Source organism: Priestia sp. RMT2NF4 (assembly GCF_047872835.1).
GTDB classification, from domain to species: domain Bacteria; phylum Bacillota; class Bacilli; order Bacillales; family Bacillaceae_H; genus Priestia; species Priestia zanthoxyli.
The window spans coordinates 29,794-45,065 of sequence record NZ_JBLQZO010000008.1; the positions used below are offsets into that span (position 1 = coordinate 29,794).

A 15,272-nucleotide genomic window follows, 5' to 3' on the forward strand; every position below is an offset into this window, starting at 1 on the left:
GTAACAAGAGCTGCTCATGACTTGAGCAGCTCTTGTTAGTTTCTTATTTATTGCGTCTCCAGCTGCTGGTCTTTTTTCTTTAACGTAAGAGCGAGCAGGAACGAAACGATAGCGAAAGCGATGGCTACATAATAGACGGTATGGACCCCGCTTGTCATACTTTTTATTTGTAACAGCGTTTTATTCGCTTTATTTGATTGTTGAATAAAGTGCTGAGAAGCCATAGTCATAATACTTGTATACAAAGCTGGTCCAATCGCGCCTGAAACTTGGTTAATCGTATTTGAAATGGCTGAACCGTGAGCGTGAAGAGGTTTAGGTACTTGATTTAAAGCAAGCGTCATTACGGGTCCTATGCTTAAATCTACGCCAATTGTAAAGGCAGCGTATAAAATAGCTGCAGTCATCGTAGTTGTTTCTCTTGAAATGGTAGTGAACAAACTTAAAATAAACGTTAAAAGAATTAAACTTGTTAAAAGCAGCGGTTTAAATCCAATTTTATCAAACAAACTTCCTCCGACCATAGCTGTTAGAGCCAGCGTTACTCCTCCTGGAAGCATAAGAAAACCTGATGGTAGCAACTCTATACTGATCAGTCAATCTAGACGTTTAGGTCTTGCATAGAAGTGGAGATTGACGTTAGTTTGACAGGTGTAAGCATTGCTTGAAATGTTAAGAATAAGATTACAAAGTATTTTGGATCTATACTTCTATTGCTGTTAAAAAAATATAGTCAAGTAATGAAATTAAAAGAAGACGAGAAGCGTATAGCATGTTACGATAGGGACGGTATAGAAATTGACACATATCGGTTTCTAATAGAAGAGACAAATTTTAAAATTTTTAAATGTAAGGTTGTGATTCACCTGAGACTGAATAAATTTATTAGCGAATCTGGCAAAGCGTCAAGACGCGGGGCAGATAAGTTAATTAGTGAAGGAAGAGTAACCGTTAATGGAAAGGTTGCAAAAATCGGAGATCAAGTTAAGCCTGGCGATGATATTCGAGTAAGTGGCCAACAGCTTCGGATTGCTCGAAATAATGTATATATTGCACTTAATAAACCAGTCGGCATTACAAGTACGAGTGAGAAAAAAGTAAAGGGAAACATCATTGACTTAGTCAATCACCCTTTGCGTATTCATCATGTCGGACGACTAGATAAGGATTCAGACGGCTTAATTTTACTTACAAATGACGGCGATATTATTAACGAAATTTTACGTGCAGAAAACAAGCATGAAAAAGAATATATTGTTGCAGTAGATAAGCCGATTACACCCGAGTTTATCAAAAACATGTCTGAGGGAGTAAAAATTTTAGGTACAAAAACGCTTCCTTGTAAAGTGACACAGCTGTCTAAGTACGAGTTTCAAATTATTTTAACACAGGGCTTAAATCGTCAAATTCGCCGTATGTGTGAAGTGCTCGGATATGAAGTATACCGACTTCAGCGTACGCGTATTATGAATATTCACTTAAACAACTTGCCTGTTGGGCAATGGAGAGATTTAACGAAAAAAGAGCGTACGCAGCTATTCAAAGAATTAGACTATGAACCTAAAGAGTGGTAAATCAAAAGACACCAGCCTGTTAGACTGGTGTCTTTTTTTATTCGCATACAACTACTTGTCTAGAAAATACGCTTTTGCGCGCTACGCAGCGATCTGAAATAGAAAAGCCAGCTTCATGAATCATATGGTCAATCGTGTCTACTGTAATCACGACTACTTTATCCGCAAAGCGGCGAGCGTGTTTTAAAATAGAAAGCTGATCTTCAGGCGTCGCGTGGGTGTAGAGATTGTAAGGCATGTCGATGATCGCTACGTCATAGTGAGTGGTAACATCCGAAATCGGTCCGGTTTTGACATCACCCTTTAAGCCGAAATGCGCAATATTTTCACGAGATCCGTCGGTCACAAGTGGGTTGATATCGCGTCCTACAATATCAATGCCCATTGAAAGAGCTTCTACGAGGACTGTACCAATACCACAGCATGGATCAATCGCTTTGATTCCTTCAGGCTTTGGAACGGCAATGTTAGCTACAGCTCTTGCAAGGCGGGTACTGAGTGCCGTAGAGTATTCACGCGGTTTCTTCAAATGATGCAGCCATACAGCTTCGCTTTTTTGATATTTTCCAAAATACCAGCGTCCTTCAAATGGAACAATTCCAAACAAATGGTCAGGGTTATGCAAGTCTGCTTCTGCTACAAAATGCCAACCCACATCACGTTCAATCGCACGCTGACCTTTATAGCTTATTTTTTGATCTTTTTCCAAGTCATTAATTTTCATAAAAATGAGTTTAAATGTTTGATTTCCAAGGTCAATATCTTCTACTTGTTTGCAAATATCTGCAAGGTCATCTGATTCATACATAATATCTAATCGCTCTTTGATAAAAGGGCTTCTGCTTGGATCAAGTTTAACGGCGCTTTTTATGATAGGTTTCTCAGTTTCAATTTCAAAAAGAGAGCGTCTCTCTAATTGACATAGTGAGAGTTCCTCTTCGCTGCATGCGTATGTGTAGATATACTGAGGCAGCTGCGTATGGTTATTCAATATCGTATCATCCTTTATCGTATCTAATTATCCTTCTTCTCAAACAATAGCGAGAAAAGAAGAGAAAAGCAACGAATTTAAATATATTTGGCTGTGAATACTAAATTGAAGCGCTACATAGTCCACTTATTTGACAAAACATGCTAAAATAACTGATGGTAACCTGCATGTGCTGCTGTTTATACAAAAGAACTGGATCAAGGTTTCTCAAAAATCATTTATACACTGCTGACATTTTGATGAATAGGAGAGGCTACGTGATGTCTAAAAGTGATCATGAAAAGCAACAGATGAGTCGGGCTGATATGAAAAAACAAGCTAAAACATCCTCGCAAAACCTTGTGATGAACGTACTCATTGCCATTGTATCTGTATGTATTTTAGCTCTTATTATAAATATTTTTGTACTAATGAAATGAGCCGTTATGCTGCTCATTTCTTTTTATTAGGTTCAGCTTTTATTGAAGAGTTTGAGGTCTCTTTCACTAGAGAGCACATTGTGAATAGCATATCTTTTTTTTACAAATGATAGTTGTGATATGATAAAGCAATAATACATTAGACAAAAAGCTGGAGGTTACTTAGTATGCCATTACTTAGATTTGATGTAATAGAAGGAAGAGACGAAAAAGAGTTAAAAACATTACTAGACGCTACTCATCGAGCGATGCTAGAAGCCTTTGGCGTCCCAGAACGCGATCGTTATCAAATTGTACATCAGCATCCTGCTCATGAAATGATTATTGAAGATACAGGTCTTGGCTTTGAAAGAAGCAAGGATTTGGTTATTATAAGTGTGACGAGCAAACAGCGAACAGAAGAGCAAAAACAAGCTCTTTACAAATTAATTGTAAAAGAGCTGGGAGAAAGCTGCGGAATTCAGCCAAGCGACATTATGATTTCAATTGTTGAAAACGGTAATGCTGACTGGAGCTTTGGTATGGGAGAAGCTCAATTCTTAACTGGGAAATTATAAAATGGTTTATTATCTAGAGAAGCCCTTATTTCTAAGGGCTTTTTCTCATTTTGTCTATAAAAATATTATTCTCTTAGTCACATCTTACTCAAAATTAAATACAGACATCTGTCAAATGAATGATACAATAAGCTTATATGCCGTTTTGAGTGGGAAAACCAAAAAAGAGTTCGGCGTACTAACTTCAGAACAACAATAATTTTACATAAAGATGTAAAGATTTAAAGGTTAAAAGAGAAATGTATAAAATCTGTAAAACAAAAGAACAGTTACGCGTTAAACATAGGAGTAAAAGGTTCTTCACGTGTTTTTTCGGATAATAAGAGAAAGTAATTTTGATCATTGAGGAGGAACTTAGAATGTTTGGATTTGATGCAGATGTATCGCCATTAGTGCGAATTAAAGTAATTGGAGTCGGCGGTGGAGGAAATAACACCGTTAACCGTATGATTGAACATGGTGTACAAGGGGTAGAATTTATCGCCGTTAATACGGATGCTCAGGCGCTTAATTTATCTAAAGCAGATGTGAAAATGCAGATTGGTGCGGCATTAACGCGAGGATTAGGTGCAGGAGCTAATCCAGAAGTAGGAAGAGAAGCTGCAGAAGAAAGCAGAGAGCAAATTCAAGAAGTACTGCAAGGCGCAGATATGGTATTCGTAACAGCTGGCATGGGGGGAGGCACTGGTACTGGAGCAGCTCCGGTTATTGCCCAAATTGCCCGTGAACTAAATGCTTTAACAATTGGAGTAGTTACTCGCCCTTTCAAGTTTGAAGGAAATAAACGTACCAAGCAAGCAGTAGGCGGTATTACTGCGATGAATGAATCGGTAGATACCCTTATTGTCATTCCAAACGACCGCTTGCTTGAAATCGTTGATAAAAAGACACCTATGCTTGAAGCATTCCGTGAAGCAGATAATGTTCTTCGCCAAGGTATTCAAGGTATTTCAGATTTAATCGCTGTTCCGGGGCTGATTAACCTTGACTTTGCTGATGTAAAAACAATTATGTCTAATCAAGGATTTGCGCTTATGGGTATCGGACGAGCTTCGGGATCAGATCGAGCAATTGAAGCAGCGAAAAAAGCGATTTCTAGTCCGCTGCTAGATGCATCGATTGATGGAGCAAGAGGCGTGCTGCTGAACATTACGAGCGGCAGCAGCCTGAGTCTTTACGAAGTACAGGAAGCAGCAGATATTGTCACGTCCGCTTCTGATCAGGACTTAAATATGATTTTTGGATCTGTGATTAATGAAGATTTAAAGGACGAAATGATGGTAACCGTTATTGCCACTGGATTTGATGATGAAGATATTTCACCATCAGCTTCCACTTCTAGAGTTTCAAGAGCACGCTACTAAATTAAATAACCAGCTTTTATGGTGGCAATTGTTTTTCAATTGCCTTAAAAGGGAATCCGGTGAAAATCCGGAGCGGTCCCGCCACTGTAACAAGGAGCCTTATGTCAAAAAGCCACTGTCTATTTAGAGACGGGAAGGCGGTATAAGGCAATGACTTGAAGCCAGGAGACCTGCCATAAATCGCAGCACACAATAACCTACGAGGATAGGGAGGTGTTTTGGCAGAATCAAAAATACGATAAACAAGGGATACGTTTATCTGAATTTGTTGTGAAGGCAAGCACTTCTTTTTAGAAGTGCTTTTTTTTGTGTATTAAAATAGAAGGTGGAAAAATGAATGATAAATAATAAAAAACTTGTATCTATGATATTTCTCGTGTTACTTTGCCTCACTGCTTGCGCTCCTAATGAAGAGAGCGTAAGTATAAAAGAAAGAAAGAAAACGGATAAAAGTGTGACGTTTTTATTTAATTTTACATCTGCAACGCTTGATCCTCATACGGACGATAATTATACAGCAGTTCGTGGGGGAGTAGGGGAGACGCTTGTTAAAATCAACGACGATTTAAAAATAAAGCCTTGGCTTGCTGAAAAGTGGGAAACGAAAGATAACGGCCTTACATGGACATTTATGATAAGAAAGAACATCACGTTTCAAAATGGAAAAGCGCTGGATGCAAATGCCGTTAAGTCTTCTCTTCAAAGAACGATAGACCAAAGTTATGCGATGAAAAACGCTTTAAATATTAAAGAAATGAAAGCGAACAGTCATGCGCTGACAATTACATTAAAAGAAACAATGCCTAAATTTCCTTCTGAATTAGTGCATCCAAATACAGCTATTATAGATGTTGATGCTTCTAATATAGCTAAGAAGCCCATTGGTACGGGTCCATTTCGCGTCTTGTCTTTTGATCAAGGAAATCAAGTAAAATTAGAAAGATATGAAAATTATTGGGGTGGAAAAGTGAAATTGAAAAGTGCGATCTTTGGATTTAACGAAGATGCTAATGCGCGAGTTGCTGCTCTTCAATCTGGAACAGCCGATATTATTTATCGCCCGCCTTTAGAAAGCTTGGGCACTTTACAAACAGATCCGTCTTTTAAAGTAAGTGGAGTACCTAGTGTGCGCACCCATTTATTGCTTTACAATCAAACTAATGACGCATTAAAAGACGAAAATGTAAGAAAAGCTATCGATACCTTATTGAACCGAAAAGAAATTGTTAGCAGCATCATGAACAATCAAGCGGCAGCGGCTGGAGGTCCATTTTTACCCCAATTTCCTTTTGCTGATAGTACTGCTAATGAGCAAAGAGGTATGACATCTGCTAAAAAATATTTAGAGAAAGCAGGCTATCAAATCAAAAATGACAAAGCAATCAAAAATGGAAAGCCACTATCGCTCTCTCTTGTCACATACAGTTCTTTGCCAGAACTGCCTTTAATTGCTCAGCTTATACAGTCTAATGCCAAAGAGTTAGGAATTACTATTAAGATTCACCTAGTTGAAGATAGCGATGAATATGTAATGGCAAAAGATGATTGGGATTTAGCATTGTACAGCCTTATCACAGCACCTAGAGGAGATGCCAGCTATTATTTAAGTACGAACTATTTGCCCGGCGGTGGTTTAAATGCCAGCCGGATTAATGATGATACGCTAACAAAAATGATAGAACAGTTAAATTCAACAGTAGATGACGCAAAACGAGATCAGTTAGCCAAACAAGCAACCGCTTTGATTAATAGAAAAATGCTGACGTCATCGATTGTACATCCAAACATTGTTGTTGCTTATAATCAAAAAGTGAAAAACTGGACAACAAATCCAAGCGAGTATTATATGCTGACTCAGCACTTAGACGTAACGCCGTAGTTAACATTGCAGCATAAGCAGAGAAAAGAAAAAGTATACAATGATCGCTAAAAGGATGTGACAGTAAACGTGCAAGAAGTACAAATGTATCAAATTAAAGAAGTAAAAGAAAAGGATGCTGAAGTGATTCAGTTTGTCATGAATATGCGGAATGAGCTATTTCCTATGCTGGAAAAAAATCAGCTTCCTGTGGATTTGCTTCATTTTAATGAACATTACGTTCAAGCGAAAGACGCTGCTTTTTTTGCAGCTGTTACGGAAAATCAACAAGTAATTGGAACCATTGGTTTATACGCTTACGATGGACGGTTTCATGCATTAAAAGAGCGATATGAACATAGAACTGCAGCTGAGATTGTAAAATGCTATGTCGATCCAGCGTACCGGCGTCTAGGCATTGGACAGCAGCTGTTAAAAGCAGTTGAACAATTTGCCCAAAGTCATTTTTATGACACGCTGTATCTGCATACTCATCCTTTCTTACCTGGCGCTATTCCTTTTTGGGCTTCACAAGGCTTTATCAAAAGGCTAGCTGAACAGGACGAACCATGGAATACGCTGCACATGGACAGAAAAATACAACGAGTCGTAAAGTAACGAGATCATACAGTAATTACCATGGAATCTGTATATGGGCTCATGCTATAATGAACGTAACTTACATTTATAGCCTGTAGGGCAAGTCCTTACAGAAAAGAACCACGTTTCGAATTGGCTGAAACGTGGTTCTTTTCTATAAAAAACAAGTAACAAAATATTTTTAAAAATATATATGAAATCGCTTTCAAAATAATGAAATATATTATATAATTACTACTGTTGTGTTGTACTTTGTTAGTGTTAAATCAATATCCTACATGTGTGAGCCGATTGCCTTATGGTAGTCGGCTTCCTTTTTTTATAGTAGAAGTCTAAAGGGAAACAGCGTTCGTTAAAATGGCTGTAATTGTCATGATAATAGTTGTCCCAAAGGCCCACTTGAAAAGAAACTTTTGATGCTCGCCGAAATCTACTTCAACCAGCCCAATCAGAATGAAAGTAGCGGGTACTAAAGGAGATAGAGGAAACCCAGTTGTGGAATGTCCCAATAAAGCTGCTCGTCCTATCTCTACAGGGTCTACACCAAAATTAGCTGCTGTATGGCTAATAACAGGTAAAATGCCAAAGTAATAAGCATCAGGTGAAAATACAAAGCTAAGAGGAAGGCTCGTTATTGCTACAACTAAGGGAAGGTGAGAGCCCAGCCATTCAGGAGTTAGGCTGACAATAGTATTTGCCATGGCATCCATCATTTTTGTTTCCGTAAAAACGCCTGTAAAAATTCCGGCTGCAAAAACCAATGTACTAACCATTACAAAGCTGTTTGCATGACTTAAGATTCTTTCCTGCTGTTCTTTTGGATGAGGAAAATTAACAAATAAAGCAATGGCAAAAGCAATAGCAAATAAAATTGGAATAGGAAGTATGTCTATGATCAAGAAAGTCATTAAGCACAGTGTCAATAAGGCATTAAACCAAAAGAGTCTAGGTGGCTTCCCAGGGATTTCATGAACTGAAAGCTGTTCAGCAAAAGCCATTGATGCACCTTTTAAATGAATGGTTCCTAAGCGCGCTTTTTCTCTCTTTCCGAGTAAGTATGCTGAAAATAAAGTCCACATCAATCCCGCTGCCATAGCTGGAATAAGAGGGGTAAATAGATCTGATACTTCTAATTGTAAACTTGCTGCGGCTCTTACGAGAGGACCTCCCCAAGGAATCATATTCATAACACCTGCGCTTAAACTAATAACACAAGCCAGTATTAGTCGGTTCATTCCCAGTTTTGTGTACAAAGGGAGCAAGGCGGAAACTGTAATTAAAAATGTAGAAGAGCCGTCTCCGTCCAAGCCAACAAGCATTGTAATAACGGCAGTTGCCATTACGACTTTTAAGGGATCGCCTTTCACAATGTTTAGGATACGAGAAATCATAGGATCAAATAAACCGACGTCAATCATTAGTCCAAAATATAAAATGGCAAAAACGATCATAATGGCCGTAGGAGCTACTTTTAAAATACCATTCATCATCATATCGCCCATATCAGCACTAAAACCTCCAATTACACCAAAGAGGATAGCGACAAAAATAAAAGCAACAACCACGGACAAGCGTTTACTAATGACAAGAAATAGAAAAGTCGCAATCATTCCAAACCCTAACAAAGAAAGCATTATCCATCACCTCTTAAAAAATTAGAAAATTCTATTAATTTATATTATAGCATTAGAATTAATGTTAAAGTTTGGTATTTTTAAATAAGGTAACTTCAAACTAAAACTAAAAACTAAAAAAGCCGCCTTGTAGGCGACTGGTTTAAGCTAGGTCAGCTGTTATGGACTGCTTTTGAAGGTGATCAGACAGCAGGCTGTAGGCGATAATCTTCTTTTTGTATTGTTTCACGACGTCGACATGATCATGATAGCTGTATACGCATAGTCGAACATCGTTTTTCCCTTTTTTCGTATCGATAACAAGTGGAGTTTCACTGTCTTCTAGGTGTTTATAATAGTCCTTATTTCCTTCATGGACATAATATTGTTTTAAAAATGTTGCTTTATTAAAATAATCAATCACTTGCATTTTGTCTTTGCCTTCTAAATGTTTCCCATCAACTGTGACAGTAGCGTTTTGATCATCAAGTGTTGGGTGTAACTGAAATTTAGTCATAAGCCATTTGACCACTGGAGTTGGAAGACACGTTATTAATATTTTGAGTGCACTTACAAGAATGATGGAAAGTAATACAATCCATGTCATAGTTAATCATCTCCGCTTAAATTAAATAAGATTACATACTTATTTTACCACAGAGAACATTATTGCTTTTTGTACATTATGTGAACCTTCTTTAGTGAAAAGATGTATATGAAATGCGTTTATTTATGCACATTTAGGGAAATATAAAATTATAACAAATACTACATATAAAAAAAGGAGAAAAAATTATGTTGTGGACGATTATTGGACTTTTATTTATTTTTTGGTTATTAGGATTAGTTTTTCATATTGGCGGCGGCATCATTCACATTCTTCTTGTCATTGCAGTGATTGTGCTGATCGTAAAACTTGTGAAACGAATTTAGATATAAAAAGCCTTTCCTTAGGGAAAGGCTTTTTATGTGGAGAGATTATAAAAACGAGCTGTATTCCGATATAAAAAATCATATGTCTCCGTTACAGAAACCCTTTTGAGACGTGCTATTTCCTGAACGGATTGATGTATCATTGATGGAACCGTTGTCTGGTTTTGAAAAGGTCCTTCAAATGGCCACGGACCATCTGTTTCGACCATCAAGTAGTCAAGAGGATAATCCGTGGCAAGGGCTTGGATTTTAGGCTTATACACAATATCGGGTGTAACGGAAATATAGTAGCCGTTGTTTGTCATTCGTTCAACTGTTTTTTTAGCTCCTTTGAACCAGTGGAAGTGAGCTTTAGACACGGAATGCTTTTCTAGTAAGTCGCATACGATCTCAGCATCTTCATATACAGCATGAAGAATTAACGGCTTTCCCCACTTTTTTGAATGAATAATAAAAGCTTCAAGCAGCTCCAAATAGGGCTCTAGAGAAAGAGTATATGTCTGACTTAAGTAATAAGGTAGACCTACCTCACCAACCGCAATCATTTCTTCATTGTTTTGATCAATCCAGGCAAACAGCTCCGCTAATTCATTTGAAGAAGGCAGCATTTGTTCAGGATGAAATCCGTAGGCGGGTTTCACGCAGGAATACAACTTGCTGATTTTTTGATTAAGTTGGCAAGAGTGTAGAGTAGAAGATACAGAAATAAGAGCTTGTAACGAAGGGTCGTGATCAATTATGTCTTTCCAACTTTTCTGATCATATTGATCGAGATGAATATGAGAGTCAATGATTTGTTTCATAATTCCCATTCCTTCCAGCCCCAATTTGTTTAGAGATGATACGTAAAAAAATGTATAATTCTGCTAGGCTTTCATCTCATTCTTTATTTGCTTTTTACTTGCGTTCCCCCGTTTGGTAATAGATGCAAACGTATAAACAATAAGAGCTAACCAAATAAAACTAAAAGCAATAACATGAGCTTTTGTTAGCGCTTCATGGTATAGAATGACTCCTGCTAGCAAAGACAAGGTTGGTGAAATATATTGAAGAATACCAAGCATTGATAATGATACTTTTTTAGCACTTTTTGTGAATAATAGGAGTGGTAAAGCTGTAACTACTCCACTGCCCATTAATAAAAGACTTGTTGAAAAAGAATCAAAAAACTGCAAGTGTGATTGAAACGTAAGGTAGCCTATGTATGCTAATGCAATAGGGGAGATGACCATCGTTTCAAGAGTTAATCCAATCGTTGAATCAGCTTTAATCTTTTTCTTTGCCAAACCATATAATCCGAAGGTAACAGCTAAGCTAAGCGAAATCCAAGGAACCACACCATAATGAAGACTAAGCGTTAAGACGCCGATTCCTGCTAGTATAAATGCAAAAATTTGAGCCCCGCTTAATCTCTCTTTTAAGAAAATAACACCTAATAAAACACTTGTTAGGGGATTAATATATTGTCCAAGGCTCGCTTCTACTATTTTTCCATTAATGACAGCCCACATAAAAATGCCCCAATTTGCACTAATAAGTACAGACGCAGTAAAAAGGGACCAGAATAAGGATGGTTTTTTCACTATTTCTTTTATAAACGTAATGTATGTACGCCATTTCTTTGTCATCAATAAAAGAATAAGCATAAAAATAAAAGACCAAAAAACGCGCTGAGCTAAAATCTCACCTGGTGCTACGTGGTGAACCAGCTTCCAATAAATTGGCGTGAGCCCCCACATAAGATAAGAAAGGACTGCATATATCACACCATCTCTGTCGTGATTTAAGTTCATGTGAAACCTTCTTTCTAACATAAGATAAAATCAGTAATAAAAGTCATAGATTAACATAAAAAAGCAGCATAAACGATTATATCACAGAGAAAAACGATTCTTCACATGTTGAATGGCTCAAAAAAGCGCTATGCGCCAGGTCATTGCTTTTCTATGTCTAAAATAAAATCAAATTGCGTGTTTCTAACAAGGTAAGTGTTTACACAAGTGCGTATGATAAGCGTTCCTTCAGCTTATATTCAAGTGGTTATGAAAAACAGTTGATTTCCCCATTATAAACTGTCAAGCTTAGGGAAGAAGAAAATCTTAGAGGAAAGAATATATAGGTGACGAATATGATCGAAATAAAAATGTCTACGATAAGCGACGGAGAATTTAACAGAGGTGTATTTGCTAAGCAAGATATTAAAAAAGGAACGCTTATTCACGAAGCTCCTGTTATCGCTTATCCTAATAAAGAGCATGATTTTATTGAGAAAACAACACTAGCGGATTATGCTTTTGAATATGGAGTGAATCATACGGCTATTCTTTTGGGATACGGTATGCTGTTTAATCACTCGTATACACCCAATGCTACGTATGAAATTAATTTTGACAATCATACCTTTGATTTTTATGCATATACGGATATCCAAGCAGGAGAAGAAATTCTCATCAACTATAATGGAGATGAAGATGATCAAGAGCTCCTTTGGTTTGATCGTGAAGATGAAGAAGAACAAAAGTAAAAAGGTAAGCCCATCGAAAATCGATGGGCTTTTTATTATGCTTTTTTATCTGGATACATAGTAGAGTTCAAACGGATGAATTGGTAAATATGCGTAATAATAACTTTTAAAACCGCATATCCAGGAACGGCTAAAATAATACCGATGATTCCGAATAAGTTTCCGGCGGTTAGAATGACAAAAATGACCGTAATCGGGTGAATATCCAGGCTTCTTCCCATAATTTGTGGAGAGATTACTTTGCCTTCAAGCAATTGAACAACTGCCCAGACAATGGCCAGTTTTACAAGCATGAAAGGAGACGTAATAAACGCAATAATAATGGCTGGAATAATGGCGATAATAGGACCAAGGTAAGGGACAACATTGGTTACCATGGCGATAATCGCTAGAAGTAATGCATAATCTAACCCAATAATCAGATAGCCAATGAAAAGCAGTACACCTATACAAATCGCAACAAAAATTTGCCCGCGAATATATGCGCTTAATGCGTGGTTCATGTCTGCTAAAATGAATTTAGCTTCAGAACGAGAGCGGTTTGGAAGCAGTTTTACAATGTAATTAGGTAAGTTTTTCCCATCTTTTAATAAGTAGAAAAGAATAAAGGGTAAAACGGCAACCGATAATATAATTTCTGTAATGGTGCCGACAAAGTTCACAATACCGCTTGAAAATCCAGAAACATATTTACTCAAGTGTTTTGATGCATCTTTTGAAATCTTATCTAGGTCCGTGTTAGCCGACTGAAGACCCTGTTCGACATATCGGTTATTCGAAAGGTTCGTCACCGCATGCTGAACGTCATGCGTCAGCTCTGGGATATTATCAATAAGACGGTCAACTTGATTTTTTAGAGGCGGGATAACCGATGAAATAATAATGGCTAATGCGCCGATAATCACTATGTATAAAACAAGAATGGAAATAATTCGTTTTACACCTTTTCGTTCTAAAAAGTCAACAAGCGGATTAAATAAATAAAAGCAAATTCCTGCTAAGATAATCGGCAGTGCGATTGTTTTAATAAAAATAGAGATAGGAATTAAAATAAATCCGATTTTTGATAACGAAAAAATAGTCATGCTGAGAATAAAAATAATAATTGTATATACAACAAATTTATTATTTAAGATTTTTTCTCGGAAAAAAGTTCCTTTCTGAGGTCTAGGTTCCAAGCTGTTCAACTCCTTTAAAAAGTAAATGTATAGTTATCATACCCTGATTTAGACTAATTTAAGAGGGTTTTTTACAAAGAAGTGTGCATACTAGTAGAAAATCTTCTAGAAAGAAGGGGTGAAATCATTGAAAGAAGACAAACAGCCCTCGTATCGTGATTTCTCTACAGTAGAAAAAAGCCACGAGTATATAACCGCTGAAGAATTTCCAGACGGTCCCTTCGGCTCTCCGGTTAATCAAAAACTGGGGAAATCTACTTCATGGGAAGAAGGGCAGCGAACGTATAGCGCATTTAATTATGAAAACAAAAACCTTCATGAAAAAGCTCAAAGGTTATTCCCAGGGGCGCACCCTGTACATGATAACCCAAAGGAACATGAACAAAATCCAAGCTAATGTTTTTATTTTTAATGGGAAATGAAGAGCGCTTCTTTCTTGCTTGCATTGATATATGTATAGAATAATGTCTGCCAACTGCGATATCAAAAAGTCTTTGATATGTTTAGTATATGTCGATTTATCTTTTTGTTAAATCATGTTGACAACAAGCGGTTTAGCCTGTAATATAAAACGTAACTTATCAATGTTTCTACAGGATTCGACAAAAATTGATTTACTTAAACTTGTGATCTCAACTTCTATTTACAGCTATTAGAGCGCTGTAAGTAGAAGTTTTATTTATGTTATCGATCAAAAAGAAAAAAGCAGGTCTGCTCAAGCAGGCCTGCTTTTTTTATTATTGAACAGCGTCAAATTTATTTACTTTCCACTGAGAATTAGATTTATAGAATGTGACAGTTCGTTTTACACTGCCGCCATCTACAGTTGGAACTGTGAATTCATAAGAGCGAACTGTTGCTGTTTGATACACAAGCTTTGTTTTTGCTTTTGACCACTCTAACATGCTGAATCCGTCGCCGATTGGATGTGCAAGTTTGCCGTTATATGTGATATAGCCGTAATTTGTTAATCCTTTTTCTACTGCACTATTTGTAAATGTCTCAGATAAGTAGCTTGATAGCTCAGCTTTTGTATCAAATTCAGGGCAAAGGTACACGTACTCAGTTCCTTTATATTCAAATGTACGTTCTGTACATGGTTTGTTTTTATAACCGTGCAGAGCACTCCAGAAATGATTGCTGGCACTAGCTGCAATTTTGACAGCATTTGCATCCGTTAGTGTTGAAGATGTTGTTTGTGCTGTAACTCCAGTGCTTAGTGTAAAGAAAATAGCGATTGATGATAAAACTAGTCCAATTTTTTTCATTTCTAACTCACTCCTAATTAATTAACCTTATTTATGTAACAATTATGTGTTTTATATTTCTTTTGTTACATTTATATTACAATAAATCTGTAATAAAAGAAAGTGTTTTGTCTTTTTTTCTTAAATTTTTTTAGATTTTTACTAGTTTCTGAAGTAGATATAGTAAATAAATTGCGGATAAATGTTGATTTATCAGGATTTTTAAACCGATTTTTCTATTTTATATTCGTTTTGTTACAAATAATCTTTTTTGTAACAAAACTGTAATAAAAGAAGCTGAATACTTTTAGGATACAGAAAAATAAAGATAAAACGGTGAAAAAGCGATTTTAAAAGTTTATTTTCCTTTTTTTGGGCATATTTCTTTTGCGGTTTTGAGCTTTTTAGTAGAGT

Annotated in this window: 17 protein-coding genes and 1 riboswitch; of the genes, 9 read left to right on the plus strand and 8 right to left on the minus strand. The window is 36.8% G+C overall.

Going from position 1 to position 15,272, the window contains the following annotated elements; genetic code table 11:
* Positions 1 to 47 precede the first annotated feature (47 nt).
* Positions 48 to 581 (minus strand): MFS transporter, encoded by a 534-nt coding sequence (locus tag ACMX9J_RS23635; RefSeq protein WP_258524428.1) that lies wholly within the window; start codon positions 579 to 581, stop codon positions 48 to 50.
* A gap of 276 nt (positions 582 to 857) precedes the next feature.
* On the opposite strand from ACMX9J_RS23635, the gene rluF reads away from it, so the two are divergent.
* On the plus strand, positions 858 to 1,574 hold the full coding sequence (rluF, locus tag ACMX9J_RS23640; protein WP_014461744.1) for a 23S rRNA pseudouridine(2604) synthase RluF: 717 nt from the start codon (positions 858 to 860) through the stop codon (positions 1,572 to 1,574).
* Between the two features lie 37 nt (positions 1,575 to 1,611).
* Here rluF and ACMX9J_RS23645 read toward each other — a convergent pair whose 3' ends face one another.
* Positions 1,612 to 2,565 (minus strand): TRM11 family SAM-dependent methyltransferase, encoded by a 954-nt coding sequence (locus tag ACMX9J_RS23645; RefSeq protein WP_098112827.1) that lies wholly within the window; start codon positions 2,563 to 2,565, stop codon positions 1,612 to 1,614.
* A 260-nt stretch (positions 2,566 to 2,825) separates the two neighbouring features.
* Between ACMX9J_RS23645 and ACMX9J_RS23650 the strand changes: the two genes are divergently transcribed.
* The 5 genes from ACMX9J_RS23650 (at position 2,826) to ACMX9J_RS23670 (ending at position 7,381) form a co-directional block, all read left to right on the plus strand.
* Positions 2,826 to 2,984, plus strand: coding sequence for a hypothetical protein (locus tag ACMX9J_RS23650; protein ID WP_013081614.1), 159 nt, complete (start codon positions 2,826 to 2,828; stop codon positions 2,982 to 2,984).
* A gap of 167 nt (positions 2,985 to 3,151) precedes the next feature.
* The gene (locus ACMX9J_RS23655) at positions 3,152 to 3,541 is read left to right on the plus strand and encodes a tautomerase family protein (RefSeq protein ID WP_028414336.1); all 390 of its coding nucleotides are present in this window, start codon (positions 3,152 to 3,154) and stop codon (positions 3,539 to 3,541) included.
* A gap of 359 nt (positions 3,542 to 3,900) precedes the next feature.
* Positions 3,901 to 4,905 carry a cell division protein FtsZ gene (gene ftsZ, locus ACMX9J_RS23660; RefSeq protein ID WP_014461739.1) on the plus strand — a complete coding sequence of 335 codons (1,005 nt, stop codon included), beginning with the start codon at positions 3,901 to 3,903 and terminating at the stop codon, positions 4,903 to 4,905.
* A gap of 2 nt (positions 4,906 to 4,907) precedes the next feature.
* A riboswitch (cobalamin riboswitch) is annotated at positions 4,908 to 5,098 on the plus strand.
* A gap of 144 nt (positions 5,099 to 5,242) precedes the next feature.
* Positions 5,243 to 6,784, plus strand: coding sequence for a nickel ABC transporter substrate-binding protein (gene nikA, locus ACMX9J_RS23665; protein ID WP_416226268.1), 1,542 nt, complete (start codon positions 5,243 to 5,245; stop codon positions 6,782 to 6,784).
* 69 nt (positions 6,785 to 6,853) lie between these two features.
* Positions 6,854 to 7,381 carry a GNAT family N-acetyltransferase gene (locus ACMX9J_RS23670; RefSeq protein WP_416226269.1) on the plus strand — a complete coding sequence of 176 codons (528 nt, stop codon included), beginning with the start codon at positions 6,854 to 6,856 and terminating at the stop codon, positions 7,379 to 7,381.
* A 314-nt stretch (positions 7,382 to 7,695) separates the two neighbouring features.
* On the opposite strand, the gene ACMX9J_RS23675 is transcribed toward ACMX9J_RS23670, so the two are convergent.
* Complete coding sequence (locus tag ACMX9J_RS23675; RefSeq protein ID WP_416226270.1) at positions 7,696 to 8,997, minus strand: CitMHS family transporter; 1,302 nt, start codon at positions 8,995 to 8,997, stop codon at positions 7,696 to 7,698.
* 142 nt (positions 8,998 to 9,139) lie between these two features.
* On the minus strand, positions 9,140 to 9,583 hold the full coding sequence (locus tag ACMX9J_RS23680; protein ID WP_028414332.1) for a YfmQ family protein: 444 nt from the start codon (positions 9,581 to 9,583) through the stop codon (positions 9,140 to 9,142).
* A 188-nt stretch (positions 9,584 to 9,771) separates the two neighbouring features.
* Here ACMX9J_RS23680 and ACMX9J_RS23685 point away from each other — a divergent pair, with 188 nt between their 5' ends.
* Positions 9,772 to 9,909, plus strand: a complete 138-nt coding sequence (locus ACMX9J_RS23685; protein ID WP_013055244.1) for a lmo0937 family membrane protein — start codon at positions 9,772 to 9,774, stop codon at positions 9,907 to 9,909.
* A gap of 32 nt (positions 9,910 to 9,941) precedes the next feature.
* Here ACMX9J_RS23685 and ACMX9J_RS23690 read toward each other — a convergent pair whose 3' ends face one another.
* Positions 9,942 to 10,712, minus strand: a complete 771-nt coding sequence (locus tag ACMX9J_RS23690) for a TatD family hydrolase (protein WP_367033226.1) — start codon at positions 10,710 to 10,712, stop codon at positions 9,942 to 9,944.
* A 63-nt stretch (positions 10,713 to 10,775) separates the two neighbouring features.
* Positions 10,776 to 11,702 (minus strand): EamA family transporter RarD, encoded by a 927-nt coding sequence (rarD, locus tag ACMX9J_RS23695; RefSeq protein WP_367033225.1) that lies wholly within the window; start codon positions 11,700 to 11,702, stop codon positions 10,776 to 10,778.
* A gap of 335 nt (positions 11,703 to 12,037) precedes the next feature.
* Here rarD and ACMX9J_RS23700 point away from each other — a divergent pair, with 335 nt between their 5' ends.
* Positions 12,038 to 12,433 (plus strand): SET domain-containing protein, encoded by a 396-nt coding sequence (locus ACMX9J_RS23700; protein ID WP_028414329.1) that lies wholly within the window; start codon positions 12,038 to 12,040, stop codon positions 12,431 to 12,433.
* A gap of 35 nt (positions 12,434 to 12,468) precedes the next feature.
* Here the strand turns inward: ACMX9J_RS23700 and ACMX9J_RS23705 are convergent, their stop codons facing one another.
* Entirely contained in the window at positions 12,469 to 13,611 is a 1,143-nt protein-coding gene (locus tag ACMX9J_RS23705) for an AI-2E family transporter (RefSeq protein ID WP_013081622.1), read from the minus strand.
* A 127-nt stretch (positions 13,612 to 13,738) separates the two neighbouring features.
* Between ACMX9J_RS23705 and ACMX9J_RS23710 the strand changes: the two genes are divergently transcribed.
* Complete coding sequence (locus tag ACMX9J_RS23710; RefSeq protein WP_028414328.1) at positions 13,739 to 14,008, plus strand: hypothetical protein; 270 nt, start codon at positions 13,739 to 13,741, stop codon at positions 14,006 to 14,008.
* Positions 14,009 to 14,348: 340 nt separating this feature from the next.
* Here the strand turns inward: ACMX9J_RS23710 and ACMX9J_RS23715 are convergent, their stop codons facing one another.
* The gene (locus ACMX9J_RS23715) at positions 14,349 to 14,879 is read right to left on the minus strand and encodes an IseA DL-endopeptidase inhibitor family protein (protein ID WP_033580675.1); all 531 of its coding nucleotides are present in this window, start codon (positions 14,877 to 14,879) and stop codon (positions 14,349 to 14,351) included.
* Between the last annotated feature and the right edge of the window lie 393 nt (positions 14,880 to 15,272).